Origin of the sequence: Aeromicrobium sp. Root344, assembly GCF_001425755.1 — a bacterium.
Classification (GTDB): Bacteria; Actinomycetota; Actinomycetes; order Propionibacteriales; family Nocardioidaceae; genus Aeromicrobium.
In genome coordinates this window covers 884,773-903,531 of record NZ_LMDH01000001.1, presented here as the reverse complement: position 1 = coordinate 903,531, position 18,759 = coordinate 884,773, and the positions used below count along the sequence as shown (strand labels likewise).

The following is an 18,759-nucleotide window of genomic DNA, read 5'->3' as shown; positions in this document are numbered from 1 at the left end:
GGCATGACCGAGCGCGCGTGCGTCGTCTTCGACCAGCACCTGACCGAGTACAACTTCGGTCTGTCCCACCCCATGGCGCCGGTCCGGATCGACCTCACGATGGCGCTCGCGCGCGAGATCGGCATCGTCGACGAGCTCGACGTCGTCGGGGCGACACCGGCGACGGACGACGAGCTCAGCCTCGTCCACTCCGCGACCTACATCGAGAAGGTCCACAAGCTCAGCGACCATCCGACGTACACCGATCCCAGCATCGGCCTGGGCACCGAGGACAACCCGGTGTTCGCCCACATGCACGAGGCCAGCGCCCTGATCGCCGGCGCCAGCGTCGAGGCCGCCCGCCGGGTGTGGACCGGCGCAGCGCCGCGGGCGGTCAACGTCAGCGGGGGACTGCACCATGCCATGCCCGGCACGGCGAGCGGCTTCTGCATCTACAACGACGTCGCCCTCGCGATCCGCTGGCTGCTCGACAACGGTGCGCAGCGCGTGGCGTACGTGGACGTCGACGCCCACCACGGCGACGGGGTCCAGCAGATGTTCTGGAACGACCCGCGCGTCCTGACGATCTCGATCCATGAGGGCCCGCAGACGCTGTTCCCCGGCACCGGGTTCTCCACCGAGACCGGCGGTGAGGGAGCCGAAGGTTCCGCCGTCAACATGCCGCTGCCGCCCGGTACGTCCGACGCCGGCTGGCTCCGGGCGTTCCACGCCGTCGTGCCTGCGCTGGTCCGCGAGTTCAAGCCCGACATCCTCGTGACGCAGCACGGCTGCGACTCGCACATGGACGACCCGCTGACCAACCTGATGCTCAGCGTCGACGGTCAGCGCGCGTCCTACCTCGCGCTCCGCGACCTCGCCGAGGAGGTGTGCGGCGGCAAGTGGGTCGCGACGGGCGGCGGAGGATATGCCGTCATGGACGTCGTGCCGCGGGCCTGGGCGCACCTCCTGGCCATCGTCGCCGGTTCGCCGCTGGACCCCTCCACGCTGACTCCCGAACGCTGGCGCGCGCGCATCGAGGAGATGCGCGGATCGCCCGGGCCCCTGAGGATGACGGACGGCCGGGCCGTGGGCTATCGCGCCTGGGAGCAGGGTTACGACCCCGCGAGCTGGCTGGATCGCTCCATCCAGGCCACGCGCACGGCGGCCTTCCCGCTGAACGGCCTCGATCCACAGCCCTGAGGCCGTCATCGAGGCGGTTCGCGCTCCACACAGGGATTTTCGGCAACTACTGTCCCGGAGGCCTCAGGAGGCACTAGTCTCAACCAAGGCACGCGCGCTGTTTCTCCGGTGGGGAAGCCGGAGAGCGCGCGTGCCCCTCAGGAAGCAGGTGGTGACATGGCATCCGGACCGACGTTCTTGACCGTCGCGGAAGTGGCGGCTCAGATGCGGGTTTCGAAGATGACGGTCTACCGTCTCGTCCACTCCGGCGAGCTCGAAGCCGTACGCGTGGGGCGCTCCTTCCGGGTGCCCGAGGACGCCGTCGAGGAGTTCCTCGGCAAGTCCTACTTCCAGGCCGGCTGACCGGACGCAGCACCGTACGCCGGGGGCCCGGGCGCATGACTGGTCGGGGAAAATCCCGGCCGATGTTGCCGTGTAGGCTGTTCGCAGCCAGTACGGGCGACCGCAGCCGCGCCATGCGAGGGTCTGCGATCACCGCAATGGCCACCAATCTCAGGCACCAGCCACTTCGCGTGGCCAACAAGAATTGAGTCGTGACCCGTGGGTTCAGTCATCAAGAAGCGTCGCAAGCGGATGTCGAAGAAGAAGCACCGCAAGATGCTCAAGCGCACCCGAGTACAGCGTCGTCGTCTGGGCAAGTAGGCCCCTATGGCCCGGTCTGTCCTCGTCACCGGTGTTGCGGGTTCGTTTGCGTCGCTCTTCGCGCGCCGACTCGCAGACCTCGGCGAGGGCGCGGGCATCGGCAAGGTCGTCGGCATCGACACGATGCTGCCGCCAGGTGACCTCGGTGGCGTGAAGTTCGTCCGCGCCGACATCCGCACCCCGGTGGTCGGCAAGGTCATCGCCGTCGAGGACGTCGACACCGTCGTCCACCTCGACGTCAACCCGCCCAAGCGGGGCCGGGCCGGAGGCGCCAAGGAGCTCAACGTCATCGGCACGATGCAGCTCCTCGCGGCCTGCCAGCGCTCGGCGACGGTCAAGAAGTTCATCCTCGGCTCCTCGACCGCGGTCTACGGCTCGTCGCCGCGGGACCCCGCGATGTTCACCGAGTCGCTGCTGGCCCGTGACGGCGTACGCAGCGGGTTCCCCAAGGACATCGTCGAGGTCGAGTCGTACGTCCGCGGGTTCGCGCGGCGCCGGCCCGAGGTGCTCATCACGACGCTGCGTGCGGCGCAGATCCTGCACCCGTCGATCGACACCCCACTGGCGACCTACTTCGCCAGCCCCGTGCTCCCGGCCGTCATGGGCTTCGACCCACGGCTCCAGTTCACTGACCTCCGCGACGCGTTCGCGGTGCTCGAGCAGTCGATCCTCAAGGATCGGCCCGGCACGTTCAACATCGCCGGCGACGGCGTCGTGCTTCTGAGCCAGGCCGCGCGCCGCCTCGGACGCCCGGTCATCCCGCTCCCGCCCATCGGCTTCGCGACCGCCGCCCGGCGGGTGCTTCGGGCGGCCGGCTCGGACATCCCCCCGGACCTGCACCGGCTGCTGACCTACGGGCGGGTCGTCGACACCTTGGCCCTGCGCGACATCTTCGGCTACGAGCTCACCCGGAGCTCGATGGACACGTTCGACGAGTTCCGCGAATCATTGAGGCCCGGCATCATGTCGGCCGTGGGGGGACGGGCATGACCGACGAGCGCAAGAGCATCGGTTCGGCCGGCAAGGCGGGCCGCGGCAACCGCCAGACCTCGCCATCTGCCGCGGCGAGGTCGCTGGCCGGCGGGCCGGCGGTCAAGAAGCCGGTCGCCAAGAAGCCGGTCGCTCAGAGTCCGGTTGCCGAGGCCAAGCCGGCCGCCAAGCCGGCTGCCAAGACGAGCAAGCCGGCCGCCAAGAATCCCGCGGGCGCCAAGCGCCCCGCAGGTGCCCCCGGCGCAGCCAAGAAGTCGACCCCGCCGCCGAAGCCCCGGCTGCGGGCCGTGACGGACGAGGACGCAGCAGCAGCCGCCGCCGCGGCCGCCGAGGAAGCCGCGAAGCGTACGAGGACCGCCGGCGCCGCACCCTTGTCGGCCGGCATTCCGCTCGACGACATCGTGGTGGCCCTGGTCCAGGCGGCCCAGAGGGTCCTCGGCACCGACTGGGAGGCCCGCGTCGCGACATTGCTCGCGACGATCCGCAAGCGCATGAGCGGCGACTACGAGGTCGACGAGTTCGGCTTCGACCCCCAGATCACCGAGGTCCTGACCGCGGCGATCGAGCCGCTCGCCGAGAAGTGGTTCCGCCTCGAGGTGCGCGGCATCGAGAACATCCCGGTCGAGGGTGGCGCGCTGCTCGTCGCCAACCACTCGGGCACCGTTCCGATCGACGGGCTCATCACGGGCTACGCGGTCAAGAAGTACAGCGGACGAAACCTGCGGCCGCTCGGCGCCGACCTCGTCTTCTCGCTGCCGTTCGTCGGCCAGGTCGCCCGCAAGGTCGGCGCAACCCTGGCCTGCACCGAGGACGCTGAACGTCTGCTCACGACGGGCGAGCTGGCCGGCGTGTGGCCCGAGGGGTTCAAGGGCATCGGCAAGCCGTTCGCCGAGCGCTACAAGCTCCAGCGGTTCGGCCGCGGTGGCTTCGTGTCGTCGGCCATGCGTGCGCAGGTGCCGATCGTGCCGGTCTCGATCGTCGGAGCCGAGGAGATCTATCCCCTCGTCGGCAACGTCCCGTCCCTGGCTCGCCTGCTCGGCCTGCCCTATCTGCCGATCACGCCGTTCTTCCCGCTGCTCGGCCCGCTGGGCATGATCCCGCTCCCCAGCAAGTGGATCATCGAGTTCGGCGAGCCGATCCGCACCGATGCCTACGACCCGGAGTCGGCTGACGACCCGATGCTGCTGTTCAACGTCACCGACCAGGTGCGCGAGACGATCCAGCAGACGCTCTACGGCCTGCTGGTGGACCGAGGCAACGCGTTCTTCTGAAGCTGTGACGCCGCTGGACCATGGAGGTGGCCAGGGGTCGAGCGCAGGAAGGCGACGAACGAGCCGCGCCCTCTACTTCTTGCCCAGCAGCCCGTTCAGCAGGCCGGGGATCAAGCCCTCTTGGTTCTCGTCACCGAGCACGGCGCCGATCACCGGGTCCGTGAGGTCGGTCAGGCTGGGGGCCTTGGTGGTGGGTGCCGTCGTCGGCAACGGCAGTGCGACGATCGGCTTGTCGGCCGACTGACTGCTCGCCGGCGCCGCCGGGGTCTTGGCGTCCGAGCTCGAGGGCTTGCCCGACTTGCCGTCGGACGACTCACCCGAGCTGCTGGTGGGGTTGACCGACAGGTCCTTGACCGACGCGACGAGCTGCTGGAGGTCGCCGGTCGTGCAGGCCGAGCACAGTGACGACGCCTGCGTCGCCAGCTCGGTGATCGTCGCAGTGGCTGCCTCGAATGGGTCGTCGGCGCCCGGGGGCAGCTGCGAGGACAGCGCCGACAGGTCGGCGGTGGCCGCGACCGCGAAGTCGTTGACCGTGCGGATCGACTTCTTCTCGCCGTTGCCGGTGTAGTCGCTGAACAGTGCGGTCGACCCGGCCTCGGCCTGTGAGGAGAAGTCCTGGAGGGTCTGGGCGATGAGACTCTCAGACGCACCTTCGCCACTCAGCTCGCGAGCCTCGGCGAGCCGCTCGGCGGCCTGACGAAGCTGGAACGAGCCGCGCGAGGCATCGTCGCGGTGCAGGGCGAGCTCGACCGACTCGACGCTGCGCTTGACCGGGTAGAGCATCTCGCCGGGCACGGCGGACGCGCTGGACGCCACGATCCCGACGACACCGGCCGACGCGACCAGGGCCGCGGTGAGTCCGGCGACGCGACGGCGGACGGGGCTGGCCTCGGGTGTGCGGGTCGGGCTGGTGGAGGGCTTCGCAGGCATCGCCACGAGGACCGTCTCGGCCTCGGACATGAGCTGGGTGCGCAGGGACTCGCGGAACATCGGGGTGGGCTCGGCAACCGCCGCTTCGCACAGGGTCTCGGCGAAACGCACGAGGTCGGCGATGTGTTCGTCGCGGGGTGTGCGGCCGCTCCAGGCCTCCTCGAAGGACTGGGCGTCGTCGTGGGAGCGACGGCCGATCATGATGCGTTCCTCACTGCTGTGGACGTTCCAACACGTACAACGACGTTGGAGTCCGCGAAGTTACGGCCAAATGACAGGACAAAGTGGTCGGCGGGGATCATCGGGCGTCCTCCGGCATCGTCTTGGCGAGACTTCGGACGGCACGCAGCTGGAGCTGCTTGATCGCACCCTCGCTCCGCCCGAGGGCGGCTGCGGTCTGGGCGATCGACAGGCCCTGGATGAAACGCATGAGGATGCAGTCACGCTGCTCGTTGGGCAGCGCGTTGACCGCCTCGAACAGCATCTCGTTGGAGATGAGTGCGAGGACCTCCTGCTCGGGGCTGGCAACCGTCACCTTGCCCTCGGGGATCGTCTCGGCGACGATCTCGAGGCGGGCCCGGCTGGACTTGAAGTGGTCGGCGACGAGGTTGCGCGCGATCGTGGTCAGCCAGGCGCCGAAGTCCTTGCCCTGCCAGTTGAATCGCTGGATGGCGCGGAGGCCGCGGACGAACGTCTCGCTCGTGAGGTCCTCGGCGAGCTGCTGTGACCCGACGCGGTAGTAGATGAAGCGGAACACGCCGGTCACGTAGTGGTCGTAGAGCTGGCCGAACGCCTCGGCGTCGCCCTCCTTGGCCAGGTCGACCAGAGCGCGAAGGCGGGTGGCTTCGGGGTCCTGGTCGTCCTGTGGACTGGAGGAGCCGGTCGAGGGTGCGTAGGCGGGCGAGTCCGCCAAAGCGAGGGCGACGAGGAGGGACCTGTCGTCGGGGGTCGCGAGTGCGAGCGACAGCGCGACGCGCAACCGACTCGTGGTGTTTCTCACAGGCCCTCCCTGATCCCCGAAATACTAACCCGGGGTGGAGATGCTGTCAGTTTCTTTGCTTTTTTCTGTGCCTCAGCACGCGCCAGGCACCACCGGCCGCGATCGCGGCCATGACACCCTTCCCACCGACCAGCGCGACCTTGCGACCGGTGCGGTAGTCGCGGATGCGCCAGTCGTTGGCCCGCGCATGCGCACGCAGGGTCGAGTCAGGGTTGACCGCGCAGGGATGACCCACGAGGGACAGCATCGGGAGGTCGTTGCTGGAGTCGGAGTACGCGTAGCAGTCCGCGAGCACGAGGCCCTCGCGCTCGGCGACCTCCCGGATCGCCGCGGCCTTGCCCTCGCCGTGCAGCATCTCGCCGACGAGCTCGCCGGTGTAGACGCCGTCGACGTGGGCCGACACCGTGCCGAGGGCACCAGTCAGGCCGAGGCGCCGCGCGATCACGCTGGCGATCTCGACCGGTGCGGCGGTCACGAGCCAGACGCGCTGGCCCCGATCGAGGTGCCACTGGGCGATGGCGCGGGTGCCCGGCCAGATCTTGTGCGCCATGTGCTCGTCGAAGATCTCCTCGCCGATCTCCTCGAGCTCGGAGACCTTGTGGCCGGCGATGAACGCCAGGGCCGACGAGCGGGCCTTGGCGATGTGCTCGGGATCCTCGACACCGGCGACCCGGAAGTAGAGCTGTTGCCAGGTGGCCTTGGCGATGTCCTTGGTCGTGAAGAACTTGCGCCGGTGGAGGCCGCGGGCGAGGTGGAAGATCGAGGCGCCCTGCATGATCGTGTTGTCGACGTCGAAGAACGCCGCCGCCGTCGTGTCGGGCTCGGTCGACAGCGCGCTCTCGATCTCGGCGGCCGACGCGGCGGCCTGGCCGGACAGCACGGATCGCGAGCGCAGATTGCGCGGCTGATCGGGTCGTACGTCCCGTGGCATGTAACCGAGACTATCGCCCTCCAGCGTGTGCCACGTGTGGTTGACTCGGAGGCGTGACAGTCAATGTCAGCGACTACCTCCGCGACGCTGCGTCCACCGATCCAGACGGCGTCGCGCTGGTCGAGCACCGCGCCGAGCGGCGCGAGGTCACGTGGCGCCAGCTCGACGATGCGGCGGACGCCGTGGCGCGCGGCCTGTCCGCCCGCGGCCTCGTCGCGGGGCACCGGGTCGCGGTGGTCATGGCCAACCGGATCGACCTGCCGATCGCCTACTTCGGCATCCTGCGGGGCGGCATGGTCGCGGTGCCGATCAATCCCCGCTCCACGACTCGCGAGATCGGTCGCATGCTGGCCGACTCGCTGGCCCGGGTCGTGCTGTGCGACGAGGCCGGTGTGACCCAGGTGCGCGAGGCCGTCACCGACGACCACCAGGTCAGTGTGATCGTCGACGGCGCCGCGCCGCAGCATGACGAGACGGCGTTCGACGCGTTCCTCGCTGACGCGACCGGCACCGACCCGGCCGCGCCCGCTGACGCCGAAGCGCTCGCGGTCGTGCTCTACACCTCCGGCACCAGTGGCAAGCCGCGCGGCGCGATGCTGACGCACCGGGCGCTGATCGCCAACATCGAGCAGATCGCCCAGCTCGATCCGCCGGCGATGACGTCCGACGACGTGTGCCTGGGCCTGCTGCCGATGTTCCACATCTACGGCCTCAACTGCGTCCTGGGCCAGGCCGTACGCCAAGGTGCCCGCGTGCTGCTCGTCGACGGCTTCGACCCCGACGGACTGCTGGACCGGATCGTCGATGAAGGCGTCACCAACATCCCACTGGCGCCGCCCGTCGTGGCGGCCTGGGCGGGTCGCGACGACCTGCGCGACAAGCTCGCCCGAGTCACCACGATCCTGTCGGGTGCGTCGGCGCTCGACCCCGAGCTCGCCGAGACGTTCTTCGCGTCCTCGGGCAAGCACATCGAGCAGGGCTACGGGCTCACCGAGACGGCGCCCGTCATCGCGACGACGTTCGGCTCGCTGCGCGAGCAGGGCGCGCCGCCCAAGGCCGGTTCGGTCGGCCGACCCCTGCCCGGCATCGAGGTCCGTATCGTCGAGGCCAACGACGCCGACGCGCACGCCGGCGACCCCGCCGAGATCTGGGTCAAGGGCGACAACCTCTTCTCCGGCTACTGGCCCGACGGCGTCGACGGCCCGCGCGCCGACGGCTGGTATCCGACCGGCGACATCGGGTTCCTCGACGAGGACGGTGACCTGACGCTCGTCGACCGCCTGCGCGAGCTGGTGATCGTCTCAGGCTTCAACGTCTATCCGTTCGAGGTCGAGGACGTCATCGCCGAGGTCCCGGGGGTCGCCCAGGTGGCCGTCGTCGGCCTGCCCGACGAAGAGACCGGCGAGGCTGTCGTGGCGTTCGTCGTGCCGGAGAACGCCGACACCCCTGAGGCCACGATCATCGAGTCGGTCGAGGCGCACTGCCGCACGCGGCTCGCCAGGTTCAAGCAGCCCAAGCGGGTCGTCGTGGTGCAGGGGCTCCCGCACTCGGCGACGGGCAAGGTCGCCAAGGGCCGGCTGCGCGCGCTGGCGCGGAGCGAGACGCTCGGCCTCGACGCGTCGTGACGATCGCGCACGCCGACGACGCCCGTGTCGTCGTCTACTCCCGCCCCGGCTGTCATCTGTGCGAGACCGCCGAGGCGCTGGTCGCGGTGATCTGCGCCGAGACCGGTGACACGTGGGCGCGCATCGACATCACGGACGATGCCGACCTGACCGCACGATTCACCGACCAGGTGCCGGTGACGTTCGTCGACGGGACGCAGCACGACTTCTGGCGGGTGGATGCGGTGCGGCTGCGGGGGGCTCTGGAACGTACGTCCTGAAGTACGAGCTCATGTGAGATATGCCATCGGTTCTTGGTGACGTGGGTCACACATCTCGCGTGGTTTCGACAGACTGGCGCCTGCGGCGCGGATCGCTCAACCTCCTCGGACGTTCGCTCGCAGGGCTCGCTCAGTCCTCGGATTTTGTTAACGCGTTCACAAACTCTTAAACTGAGGGTGCACCGCGCGCCAGTCCCGACAGGGATAATCCCCGGCCGTGCAGTGCAGGAGCACCGTGACCATACTTCGCACGCCCCTCGCGGACGGCAGCGCTCGTGGCATCCCTGATGCCACCGTCGCACGTCTGCCGGTCTACCTGCGCGCGCTCAACGCGCTGACCGAGCAGGGCGTCTCGACGTGCTCGTCCAACGACCTCGCCGAGAACGCCGGCGTCAACCCGGCGAAGCTCCGCAAGGACCTGTCCTACCTCGGCTCCTACGGCACCCGCGGTGTCGGCTACGACGTGGAGTACCTCCGCTACCAGATCGCCCGCGAGATCGGCCAGACCCAGGACTGGGACGTCGTCATCGTCGGCGTCGGCAACCTCGGGTCCGCCCTCTCGGCCTACCAAGGCTTCAGCACCCGCGGCATCCGCGTGGCAGCCCTCGTCGACGCCGACCCCAAGCGCGTCGGCACCACGATCTCCGGCATCACGGTCTCCTCGCTCGACGACCTGCCGGCGATCGTCGAGGAGCGCGCCATCTCGATCGGCATCATCGCGACGCCCGGCACGGCTGCCCAAGAGGTGGCTGACCGCCTCGTCGCGGCAGGCGTGACGAGCATCCTCAACTTCGCACCGGCGCTGGTGCAGGTGCCCGAGGGCGTCGACGTCCGCAAGGTCGACCTGTCGATCGAGCTGCAGATCCTCGCCTATCACGAGCAGCGCAAGGCCGGGAACGACAAGGTGGTGGGTNNNNGAGGCAGCAATCATGCCGATGCCTCCGTATCGTGCCCTTTCCTCGGAGGTGGCGGCATGAGCGTCTTGGTTGTCGGTATGTCGCACAAGTCGGCGCCGATCGACGTGCTCGAGCGCGCGTCGCTCGACACCGATGCCGCGGTCAAGCTCTCGCACCTCGTGCTCGAGGCCCCGTTCGTGTCCGAGTCGGTCGTCATCTCGACGTGCAACCGGGTCGAGATCTACGTCGAGGCGGAGCGGTTCCACGGCGCGGTCGAAGAGGTGTCGCGCCTGCTCGCCGAGCACTCGGGCCTCGACCGTGACGACTTCGTCCGTCACGTCTACGTGCACTTCGACGAGGCTGCCGTGGCGCACCTGTTCGGCGTCGCCGCCGGCATGGACTCGATGATCCTCGGCGAGAGCCAGATCCTCGGCCAGGTCCGCGACGCGCTGCACAGCGCCCAGGCCGAGCAGACCGTCGGCTCGGCGCTCAACGCCCTGTTCCAGCAGGCCCTGCGCATCGGCAAGCGCGGTCACGCCGAGACCGGCATCGACCGCCTCGCCCCCTCGATCGTCACCGCCGGCCTCGACGCCGCCGGTGCAGTCGTCGACGCCGAGGACACCCGCTTCCTGGTCGCGGGTGCCGGCACGATGGCCAGCCTCGCGGTCCGCACGCTGATCAACCGTGGCGTCGCGCCGAGCCACATCATGGTCGCCAACCGCACGTTCCAGCGGGCGTACGCGCTGGTCGCCACGTTCGGCGTCAGCGCCGTCCGCTGGGAGGCCATGGACGTCGAGCTCGCCGCGACCGACGTGCTGATCAGCTGCACCGGCGCCACGGGTGTCGTGTTCGATCGCGAGCGCATTGCCCGGGCCAGTGCCGGCCGTTCGATGGCGCTGATCGACCTGGCCCTGCCCCGCGACATCGACCCGGGCGTGCGAGACGTCGACGGCGTCGACCTCATCGACCTCGTCGTCCTGGCGCGCCTCGGCGAGAACACCGAGCTCGCGGGCGACGTCGAGCAGGTGCGCGCGATTGTCGAGGACGAGGTCCGTACGTTCCTCGCCGCCAAGGCCGCCTCGCACATCACCCCGACCGTCGTCGCGCTGCGCACGATGGCGACCGACGTCGTCGCCGCCGAGCTCGCGCGCATCGAGACCCGGCTGCCCGACCTCACGGCCGACCAGCTCGCCGCGGTCCGCAAGGCGTTGCACCGGGTCGCCGAGAAGCTCATCCACGCCCCGACGGTCCGCGTCCAGCAGCTCATCGACGGACGTGCCGACCTCACGTACGCCGAGGCGCTCGCCGACCTGTTCGCGCTCGACCAGTCCACGGTCGATGCCGTGACGCAGGTCAAGGGGGAGTCGTCATGACCGTCCTCCGCCTCGGCACCCGCGCCTCCGCGCTTGCCATGACCCAGTCCGGTCAGATCGCCGACCGCCTCCGGGCAACCGGCGTCGAGGTCGAGCTCGTCACGATCTCCACCGAGGGCGACCGCAGCCAGCAGCCGCTCGTCGAGTTCGGCGGCCAGGGTGTGTTCGTCGCTGCCCTGCGCGAGGCGCTCGTACGCGGTGACGTCGACATCGCCGTGCACTCGCTCAAGGACCTGCCCACGACGCCCGACCCCCGCCTCGCCCTCGCCGCGATCCCGCAGCGCGAGGACCCGCGCGACGTGCTCGTGGCCCGCGACGGGCTGACCCTCGGCGAGCTGCCGCAGGGTGCCCGCGTCGGCACGGGTTCGCCGCGTCGTGAGGCGCAGCTCAACGCGCTGGGCCTCGGCGTCGAGGTGGTCCCGATCCGGGGCAACGTCGACACCCGCATCGCCAAGGTCGCCTCGGGCGACTACGACGGCGTCCTGCTCGCCCGTGCCGGACTGCTGCGGCTCGGCCGCGCCGACGAGGCGACCGAGGTCATTGATCCACTGCAGATGCTTCCCGCCCCCGGGCAGGGAGCGCTTGCCTGCGAATGTCGCGCCGATGACGACGCGACGATCCACCTGCTCAGCGTTCTCGACGACAGCGACACCCGCGCTGCCGTCACCGCCGAGCGCAGCCTCCTCGCCACCCTCGAGGCAGGCTGCAGTGCACCTGTGGGAGCTCTTGCCGAAGTCGCCCAGGGCGACGACGGTGACGAGCTCTGGCTCCGTGCCGTGGTCGGAAGCACTTCCGGCTCGCCCACCATCCGACTGTCCGCGACCGGCTTGCCATCTGAAGCCGCCGCGGTCGGGGAGCGTCTCGCTGCCGAGATGCTCGCCGAAGGCGCAGACACCCTTGTGGCTGTCGCCTCATAACCCCCAGGCAGATCGAGAAAAGGACCACCGTGACCATCACCACTGCGATGCGAGAAGCACCGTCCACGGCTCGACCGAACGCACACAAGGCTGTCCGCGGCCACGTGAGCTTCGTCGGCGCCGGACCGGGCGATGCCAGTCTGCTGACGGTTCGAGCCGCTGAGCTGCTCGCCCAGGCGGACATCGTCATCACGGAGCTGCCCGAGCAGGCGGCCCTCGTCACCAACGGTGCCGAGATCATCGACGGCGGCGTCGGCGAGGACGGCGAGACCCTGACGCACGCCGCCCGTGCCCGGCTCGTCGTCAAGCACGCCAAGACCGGCTCCCACGTCGTACGCCTGATCGCGGGTGACCCGTTCACCTACGCGACGGCGCCCGAGGAGGCGACGGCGTGCAGCAAGGCCGGCATCGGGTTCGAGATCGTGCCGGGCATCTCCTCGGTCTCGGCCGTGCCCGCGTACGCCGGGGTGCCGCTGACCAACCGCACGCACCGCGAGTACTCCGTCGTCAGCGTCGGCGACGCGTCGATCAACTGGTCCGATCACGCCGGCCAGGACACCTTGGTCCTGCTGTCGGCGGTCGCCCGCATCGGTGAGGTCGCCGCAGGCCTCGTCGCCGCCGGCCGCTCGGCCGAGACGCCGGTCGCCATGACCCGTGTCGGCACGACGACCGAGCAGACCACGGTCGTCTCCACGCTGGCCGACATCGCCGCCGACGCCAAGGCCGCCGGCATGACTGCCCCGGCCATCACGGTCGTCGGCCAGGTCGTCTCGATGCGCGAGGCACTGTCGTGGTTCGAGACCAAGCCGCTCTACGGCTGGCGCATCTTGGTGCCCCGCACCAAGGAGCAGTCGGCCAGCCTCGCCGCGCGCCTGCGCGGTTTCGGCGCGCTCTCCGAGGAGGTTCCGACGATCTCGGTCGAGCCGCCGCGCAACCCGCAGCAGATGGACAAGGCCGTGCGCGGTCTGGTCGAGGGTCGCTACGAGTGGATCGCGTTCACGAGCGTCAACGCCGTCAAGGCCGTCCGCGAGAAGTTCGAGGAGTACGGGCTCGACGCGCGTGCGTTCTCGGGCCTCAAGATCGCTGCTGTCGGCGACAAGACCGCCGAGGCCATCGCCACGTGGGGCATCCGCGCCGACCTCGTCCCCAGCGGCGAGCAGTCGGCTCGCGGGCTGCTCGAGGACTGGCCGCCGTACGACGACCTGCTCGACCCGATCAACCGGGTCTTCCTGCCCCGCGCCGACATCGCGACCGAGACCCTCGTGGCCGGGCTCGTCGATCTCGGGTGGGAGGTCGACGACGTCACGGCCTACCGCACCGTCCGGGCCGCCCCGCCGCCAGCGCCGACGCGCGAGGCGATCAAGACCGGCAAGTTCGACGCGGTCATGTTCACCTCGTCGTCCACGGTCCGCAACCTCGTGGGCATCGCCGGCAAGCCGCACACGTCGACGATCATCGCGTGCATCGGCCCGGCGACCGCCAAGACCGCCGAGGAGCACGGCCTGCGGGTCGACGTCCTCGCCGAGTCCCCGTCGGTCGAGGTGCTGGCCGACGCGCTCGCGGAGTTCGGTGCGGCTCGCCGCCTCGCGTTCCTCGACGCGGGCGAGCCGGTGACCAAGCCCTCGCAGAAGCGTCCCTCGACGCGTCGCAAGGCCTGACATGCCCTTCCCCTCCGACCGTCCTCGTCGCCTGCGCCAGTCGCCGGCGATGAGGCGGTTGGTGGCGGAGACGCACGTCCAGCCGTCGCAGCTGATCCTGCCGATGTTCATCGCGGAGGGCATCGCGGAGCCGCGGCCGATCACGAGCATGCCCGGCGTCGTGCAGCACACTCGTGACACGGCCCGCAAGGCGTACGCCGAGGCGGCCGCGCTGGGGCTCGGCGGCGTGATGCTGTTCGGCGTGCCCGAGCACAAGGATGCCCAGGGCTCCGGAGCCCTCGATCCTGAAGGCATCCTCAACGTGGCCCTGGCCGACGCGCGATCGGAGGTCGGCGACGACCTGCTGGTGATGTCGGACCTGTGCCTCGACGAGTTCACCGATCACGGCCACTGCGGCGTGCTCGACGCCCAGGGCCGGGTCGACAACGATGCGACGCTCGAGATCTACGCCCGGATGGGTGTCGTGCAGGCCGAGTCCGGCGCCCACGTCGTCGGTCCCAGCGGCATGATGGACGGCCAGGTCGGCGTCGTGCGCTCCGCTCTCGACGCTGCTGGTCATGACGACACGGTGATCCTGGCCTACGCCGTGAAGTACTCCTCGGCCTTCTATGGCCCCTTCCGCGAGGCCGTCGGCTCGTCGCTGCAGGGCGACCGCAAGACGTACCAGCAGGACCCGGCCAACGGTCGTGAGGCGATCCGTGAGGTGCTGCTCGACATCGACGAGGGCGCCGACATCGTCATGGTCAAGCCTGCGCTGTCCTACCTCGACGTGATCGCCGACGTGCGGGCTGCGGTCGACGTGCCGGTCGCGGCCTACAACATCTCCGGCGAGATGGCGATGGTCGAGGCGGCGGCCGCCAACGGCTGGCTCGACCGCGAGCGCACGATCGACGAGATCATCCTGTCGATCCGCCGGGCCGGCGCCGACATCGTGCTGACCTACTGGGCCGCCGAGCTCGCCACGCGCCTGTCCCGCTGACCTGCTTGCCATCGGTGCATACCCGGTATACCGTCATGTCCAGCGCATGCATACCGAGTATAGGGACGGCCGATGACGATCAGGAACAGCTTGATGGCCCTGCTGACGGAGGGACCACGTCACGGCTACCAGCTCCGGGCCGAGTTCGAGGCGCGCACGGGCGGGACGTGGCCGCTCAACGTGGGGCAGGTCTACACGACGCTGCAACGCCTCGAGCGTGACGGCCTCGTCGAGGGTGCTGGTGCGGCTGACGCGGAGGGCCGGATCGCGTACGTCCTGACCGACGCCGGCCGGGCCCAGGCGGCCGACTGGTTCACGACTCCGGTCGACAAGACCTCGGACCCCCGCGACGAGCTGTCGATCAAGCTGGCCTTGGGCGTCGGCATGGAGGGCGTCGACATCGCGGCGCTCGTGCAGGCCCAGCGCTCGGCGACCCTGCGCCAGCTGCAGGACTACACCAGGCTCAAGCGCCAGGCTGACGACGCGCACGACCTGGCATGGGAGCTCGTGCTCGAACGACTGATCTTCTCCGCCGAGTCGCAGGTGCGCTGGCTCGACCATGTCGAGTCACGGGTGAGGCGGGCGCGGCGCGCGGAGCCGGCATCGGCGACCGCCGCCGACACTGAGCGGGTGCGGTCATGAACACGGCCGACCGTGCGGTCGTGCTCGAGCTGCGCGGTGTCAGCAGGGTGCACGGCGAAGGGGCGGCGGAGGTGCACGCCCTTCGCGACGTCGACCTGACGCTCGTCGAGGGCGAGCTCGTCGCCGTGATGGGCCCCTCCGGATCGGGCAAGTCCACGCTCCTGACACTCCTCGGCGGACTGGACCGGCCGACCAGCGGCGAGGTGTTCATCGAGGGACAGAGCCTGGCCGACCTCTCCACCAAGAAGCTGGCCGCGATGCGCCGCCGCAGCGTCGGCTACGTGTTCCAGGACCTCAACCTGATCCCGACGCTCACGGCGGTCGAGAACGTGGGCCTCCCGCTCGAGCTCGACGGGGCGTCGCGGCGTACGGCCAGACGCACGGCGCTGAAGTCGCTCGAGGACGTCGAGCTGATGGATCTCGCCGACCGGTTCCCGGACGAGATGTCGGGCGGTCAGCAGCAGCGCGTGGCGATCGCCCGTGCCTTGGTCGGACCGCGTCGGGTGCTGCTCGCCGACGAGCCGACCGGTGCGCTGGACTCGCAGACCGGTGAGGCCGTGCTGCGGGTCCTGCGCAGACGCATCGACCGTGGGGGTGCAGGGTTGCTCGTGACGCACGACGCCCGGCATGCCGCATGGGCCGACCGCATCGTGTTCCTCCGCGACGGGCAGATCACGGACACGACGGCCTCCGAGCTGTCGGCCGAGGCACTGCTCGGCACCGGACGGCACGTGTGAGCGAGTTCTCCGCGTCGTGGCGCGTGGCGCTGCGTGCCGGCCGGCGGGATGCATTCCGGTCCAAGGGACGCAGCTTCCTCATCGCGATCATGGTCGGCACTCCGGTGCTCCTGACCGTGATGCTGACGACGCTCGTCGCGACCAACGACGTCGACCAGCGCGAAGGCCTCGCCGACTCGATGGGCGCAGCCGCGGCCTCCGCGACCTTCCTCGGGGTAGGTGGGGTGAGCCAGCTGCCCGACGGGTCGTCGCACGGCGTGTTCGGGAAGCCGCTCGACCTCGCTCCGGCCGGACAGGTCGCCGCCCTCGAGCGAGCGACCCACGCCAAGATCGTCGCGGTCGATCGTACGACCGGCACGTCGATCGTGATCGGTGCTCGTGGCTACCGTGCCGATGTCACCGCACTCGACCCGAGCGCATCTGTCACGCGCGGCATGTACACCGTCCAGCGCGGCCGCGTACCGCGTGCCGCCGGCGAAGTCATGGTCACCAAGGCCCTGGCCGATCACGGCGCGACGATCGGCAAGACCGTCGAGATCGGCGACGGCAAGGCTTCGCAGGTGGTCGGCATCGGCCGCTTGAGCTCGGTGATCCGGGGTGGCAACCCGTCGGGAGCCCTCGTCATGCCTGGCTCGACGCCTGCCGGCGGCGAGACGTCATACCTGATCGATCGCAGCGCCCCCGTCACGTGGCGAGACGTGCGTACGCTCAACGCCGCCGGGTTCCTGATCGTGTCCCGGCACGTCCTCGACCACCCGCCGGCCCGGTCCGAGCTGGGGCCCGCGAAGCAGTTCGGTGACAGTGCCGACGACAGCACCCGCGGCGTCATGGCCGTGATCGTGACGGCGATCGTCCTCGAGGTCATCCTGCTCGCGGGTCCGGCCTTCGCCGTGGGCGTACGCAGGCAGCGCCGCGATCTCGCGCTCCTCGCCGCGACCGGTGCGGCTCCCGAGCAGATCCGCCGGGTCGTGCTGGGCCAGGCACTCGTGCTCGGCGCCCTCTCGTGCGTCGTCGGCGCGGTCATCGGCCTCGCTCTCTCGGTCGTGACCGTGTGGCTCCTGCCGTCGATGATCCCGAGCGTCGCGTTCGGGCCGTTCGAGGTGCGGTGGCTCTACGTCGCCGCCGCAGTCGTCCTGGGCTCGATCGCTGCGCTCGCCGCGGCCTTCGTGCCGGCGCACCAAGCGGCCGCGCAGCAGGTGGCCGCGGTCCTGGCCGGTCGACGGGGGACTGTCAGATCGAGCCGCGGATGGCCTGCGCTCGGCGTGGTCCTGATCGTCGCGGGACTGACCATGTGCTTCACGCTCGGCATCCAACCGGGCGGCGAGACCGCGGTGGCCGCGTCCATCATCGCGATCGTGCTGGGCACCGTGCTGCTCACGCCGATCCTGATCGGTGCGGTGGCCCGCGTCGGCGCGGTGCTTCCCCTTCCGCTTCGTCTCGCGATCCGCGACACCGCCCGGCAGCGGGCACGCAGCGCTCCGGCGATCGCCGCGATCATGGCGTCGGTGGCCGGCATCACGACGATCGCGATCGGCTCGGCCAGCGACTTCGAGCAGAGTCGCCAGCAGTACGTCTACGAGTCGCCGCCAGGCCGGATGGTCGTGACCGTCGACCCCGAGCGGGCCGCCCAGATGCTCGACGTGGCGTCGAGTGCGAGCGGAGGCCTGGCGTTCACCACGATCGGGACGGCCGGGATCCAGGCCATGGACGACAGCGGCGTGGGCGTCACGGTGGAGCCACCCGCCGGATACTCCGGGCCCAGCGAGCTCATGGTCGCCGACGCGGCGACCTTGCGCGCGTGGGGCGTCAGGCTCGACGAGCGATCGGTGCGAGCGCTGGAGCGCGGCCAGGTGATCGTGAGCGACCGGGGGATCGTCAAGGGCGGTGAGGCGACCCTCGACGTGTCAGAGGGGGAGAAGACGAGACGGGTTCGTGTCCCGGCAGTCGTCGGCGATCTGGGCACCGGGCACGTGCCCCAGGGTCTCGAGCCGACGATCGGACTCGGGGTGATCTCACCCGCGGCGATGCGGGAGCACCACCTGCCGTGGCAGACGGTCAGAGCCATCTCGGCGAAGGGCGCTCCGGTCCCCAGCAAGGCGGTGGAGGACAACGTCAACGCCGCGCTCTCGGGGTTGTCGGTCGACTTCGGGAGCGCGCGGGTCGAGCGCGGGTTCCAGGAGAAGTACACCCTTCCGTTCCTGGCGCTCCTCGGCCTCGGCGCCCTCGCGGTCCTGATCGGCACGATGACGGCGACCGGTCTGGCCCTGAGCGACGCGCGGCCGGACTTCTCGACTCTGGCTGCTGTCGGCGCCGCACCGCGTACGCGCCGACTCGTCGCAGGCGCGCAGGCCATCGTGCTGGCCTCGCTGGGAACAGTGCTCGGCATCGCTGTCGGCTTCGCGCCGGGCATCGCCGTCACCTGGCCACTGACCTCCGCGTCGTACGTCCTGGGGGCCGAGTCGATCGGCGCCCCCACCATCCGGGTGCCGTGGCTGCTGCTCGGCGCGATGGTCGTGGTGGTCCCGGTCCTGGCGGCGCTCGCCGCGATGCTCTTCACACGGAGCCGGCTGCCGATCGTCAGGCGGCTCGCCCAGTGACGGGGGCCATGAGGACTGCGGCCCGGCGTCGCAGGCTGTTGGCGAAGCGTCGGCTCGCGGTGCTCATCGCGGTGCGCCGCACGGAACGGTCGATGCCGGCGCCGAAGTAGACAAACAGAGGGGCCCTCCATC

General features: G+C 70.2%; 17 protein-coding genes and 1 pseudogene. 15 read left to right on the top strand and 3 right to left on the bottom strand.

The annotated features are described in order from the left end of the window. The first annotated feature begins 3 nt into the window (after positions 1–3). The 5 genes from ASC61_RS04445 to ASC61_RS04430 all read left to right on the top strand — a co-directional run bounded on the left by ASC61_RS04445 (position 4) and on the right by ASC61_RS04430 (position 4,082). Positions 4–1,179 carry an acetoin utilization protein AcuC gene (locus ASC61_RS04445; RefSeq protein ID WP_056209884.1) on the top strand — a complete coding sequence of 392 codons (1,176 nt, stop codon included), beginning with the start codon at positions 4–6 and terminating at the stop codon, positions 1,177–1,179. Between the two features lie 156 nt (positions 1,180–1,335). Further along, on the top strand, positions 1,336–1,521 hold the full coding sequence (locus ASC61_RS04440) for a helix-turn-helix domain-containing protein (RefSeq protein ID WP_056209883.1): 186 nt from the start codon (positions 1,336–1,338) through the stop codon (positions 1,519–1,521). Positions 1,522–1,719: 198 nt separating this feature from the next. Beyond that, the gene (locus ASC61_RS19305; protein WP_019143756.1) at positions 1,720–1,821 is read left to right on the top strand and encodes a 30S ribosomal protein bS22; all 102 of its coding nucleotides are present in this window, start codon (positions 1,720–1,722) and stop codon (positions 1,819–1,821) included. A gap of 6 nt (positions 1,822–1,827) precedes the next feature. Then, positions 1,828–2,811, top strand: coding sequence for an NAD-dependent epimerase/dehydratase family protein (locus tag ASC61_RS04435; protein WP_056209880.1), 984 nt, complete (start codon positions 1,828–1,830; stop codon positions 2,809–2,811). Next, the gene (locus ASC61_RS04430) at positions 2,808–4,082 is read left to right on the top strand and encodes a lysophospholipid acyltransferase family protein (protein WP_056209878.1); all 1,275 of its coding nucleotides are present in this window, start codon (positions 2,808–2,810) and stop codon (positions 4,080–4,082) included. The genes ASC61_RS04435 and ASC61_RS04430 overlap by 4 nt, the downstream gene beginning before the upstream one ends. Before the next feature lie 72 nt (positions 4,083–4,154). On the opposite strand, the gene ASC61_RS04425 is transcribed toward ASC61_RS04430, so the two are convergent. The 3 genes from ASC61_RS04425 to ASC61_RS04415 form a co-directional block, all read right to left on the bottom strand. Further along, positions 4,155–5,213, bottom strand: a complete 1,059-nt coding sequence (locus tag ASC61_RS04425) for a DUF5667 domain-containing protein (protein ID WP_056209876.1) — start codon at positions 5,211–5,213, stop codon at positions 4,155–4,157. A 97-nt stretch (positions 5,214–5,310) separates the two neighbouring features. Further along, entirely contained in the window at positions 5,311–6,012 is a 702-nt protein-coding gene (locus ASC61_RS04420; RefSeq protein ID WP_056209874.1) for a sigma-70 family RNA polymerase sigma factor, read from the bottom strand. A 46-nt stretch (positions 6,013–6,058) separates the two neighbouring features. After that, positions 6,059–6,943 (bottom strand): HAD family hydrolase, encoded by an 885-nt coding sequence (locus ASC61_RS04415; RefSeq protein WP_056209872.1) that lies wholly within the window; start codon positions 6,941–6,943, stop codon positions 6,059–6,061. A 53-nt stretch (positions 6,944–6,996) separates the two neighbouring features. On the opposite strand from ASC61_RS04415, the gene ASC61_RS04410 reads away from it, so the two are divergent. The 10 genes and pseudogenes from ASC61_RS04410 to ASC61_RS04370 all read left to right on the top strand — a co-directional run bounded on the left by ASC61_RS04410 (position 6,997) and on the right by ASC61_RS04370 (position 18,627). Beyond that, positions 6,997–8,568, top strand: a complete 1,572-nt coding sequence (locus ASC61_RS04410; protein ID WP_056209870.1) for a class I adenylate-forming enzyme family protein — start codon at positions 6,997–6,999, stop codon at positions 8,566–8,568. Continuing rightward, positions 8,565–8,828: a glutaredoxin family protein gene (locus tag ASC61_RS04405; RefSeq protein ID WP_056209867.1), complete on the top strand. Its 264-nt coding sequence runs from the start codon at positions 8,565–8,567 to the stop codon at positions 8,826–8,828. The genes ASC61_RS04410 and ASC61_RS04405 overlap by 4 nt, the downstream gene beginning before the upstream one ends. A gap of 235 nt (positions 8,829–9,063) precedes the next feature. Continuing rightward, positions 9,064–9,741, top strand: a pseudogene (locus tag ASC61_RS20025) (redox-sensing transcriptional repressor Rex); the annotation flags it as partial. A 60-nt stretch (positions 9,742–9,801) separates the two neighbouring features. Further along, entirely contained in the window at positions 9,802–11,097 is a 1,296-nt protein-coding gene (locus tag ASC61_RS20020; protein WP_056215305.1) for a glutamyl-tRNA reductase, read from the top strand. Beyond that, on the top strand, positions 11,094–12,014 hold the full coding sequence (hemC, locus tag ASC61_RS04395; RefSeq protein WP_056209865.1) for a hydroxymethylbilane synthase: 921 nt from the start codon (positions 11,094–11,096) through the stop codon (positions 12,012–12,014). Before ASC61_RS20020 ends, hemC begins: the two co-directional genes overlap by 4 nt. Positions 12,015–12,061: 47 nt before the next feature. Beyond that, a complete protein-coding gene (locus tag ASC61_RS04390; protein WP_056215304.1) occupies positions 12,062–13,672 on the top strand; it encodes a uroporphyrinogen-III synthase in 1,611 nt (536 codons plus the stop codon). A 1-nt stretch (position 13,673) separates the two neighbouring features. Next, positions 13,674–14,651 carry a porphobilinogen synthase gene (gene hemB / locus ASC61_RS04385; protein ID WP_082530450.1) on the top strand — a complete coding sequence of 326 codons (978 nt, stop codon included), beginning with the start codon at positions 13,674–13,676 and terminating at the stop codon, positions 14,649–14,651. 72 nt (positions 14,652–14,723) lie between these two features. Continuing rightward, positions 14,724–15,293, top strand: a complete 570-nt coding sequence (locus ASC61_RS04380) for a PadR family transcriptional regulator (protein ID WP_056209863.1) — start codon at positions 14,724–14,726, stop codon at positions 15,291–15,293. Next, complete coding sequence (locus ASC61_RS04375) at positions 15,290–16,030, top strand: ABC transporter ATP-binding protein (RefSeq protein ID WP_056209861.1); 741 nt, start codon at positions 15,290–15,292, stop codon at positions 16,028–16,030. The genes ASC61_RS04380 and ASC61_RS04375 overlap by 4 nt, the downstream gene beginning before the upstream one ends. Further along, complete coding sequence (locus ASC61_RS04370; RefSeq protein WP_056209859.1) at positions 16,027–18,627, top strand: FtsX-like permease family protein; 2,601 nt, start codon at positions 16,027–16,029, stop codon at positions 18,625–18,627. The genes ASC61_RS04375 and ASC61_RS04370 overlap by 4 nt, the downstream gene beginning before the upstream one ends. The last annotated feature ends 132 nt before the right edge of the window (positions 18,628–18,759 follow it).

Excerpts from the sequence above, each read along its gene's own strand:
- hemC (WP_056209865.1), top strand. The coding sequence starts at position 11,094 with ATGACCGTCCTCCGCCTCGGCACCCGCGCCTCCGCGCTTGCCATGACC.
- ASC61_RS04435 (WP_056209880.1), top strand. The coding sequence starts at position 1,828 with ATGGCCCGGTCTGTCCTCGTCACCGGTGTTGCGGGTTCGTTTGCGTCG.
- ASC61_RS04445 (WP_056209884.1), top strand. The coding sequence starts at position 4 with ATGACCGAGCGCGCGTGCGTCGTCTTCGACCAGCACCTGACCGAGTAC.
- ASC61_RS04375 (WP_056209861.1), top strand. The coding sequence starts at position 15,290 with ATGAACACGGCCGACCGTGCGGTCGTGCTCGAGCTGCGCGGTGTCAGC.
- ASC61_RS04415 (WP_056209872.1), bottom strand. The coding sequence starts at position 6,943 with ATGCCACGGGACGTACGACCCGATCAGCCGCGCAATCTGCGCTCGCGA.
- ASC61_RS04430 (WP_056209878.1), top strand. The coding sequence starts at position 2,808 with ATGACCGACGAGCGCAAGAGCATCGGTTCGGCCGGCAAGGCGGGCCGC.
- ASC61_RS04425 (WP_056209876.1), bottom strand. The coding sequence starts at position 5,213 with ATGATCGGCCGTCGCTCCCACGACGACGCCCAGTCCTTCGAGGAGGCC.
- ASC61_RS04390 (WP_056215304.1), top strand. The coding sequence starts at position 12,062 with ATGCGAGAAGCACCGTCCACGGCTCGACCGAACGCACACAAGGCTGTC.
- ASC61_RS20020 (WP_056215305.1), top strand. The coding sequence starts at position 9,802 with ATGAGCGTCTTGGTTGTCGGTATGTCGCACAAGTCGGCGCCGATCGAC.
- ASC61_RS04380 (WP_056209863.1), top strand. The coding sequence starts at position 14,724 with ATGACGATCAGGAACAGCTTGATGGCCCTGCTGACGGAGGGACCACGT.
- ASC61_RS04440 (WP_056209883.1), top strand. The coding sequence starts at position 1,336 with ATGGCATCCGGACCGACGTTCTTGACCGTCGCGGAAGTGGCGGCTCAG.
- hemB (WP_082530450.1), top strand. The coding sequence starts at position 13,674 with ATGCCCTTCCCCTCCGACCGTCCTCGTCGCCTGCGCCAGTCGCCGGCG.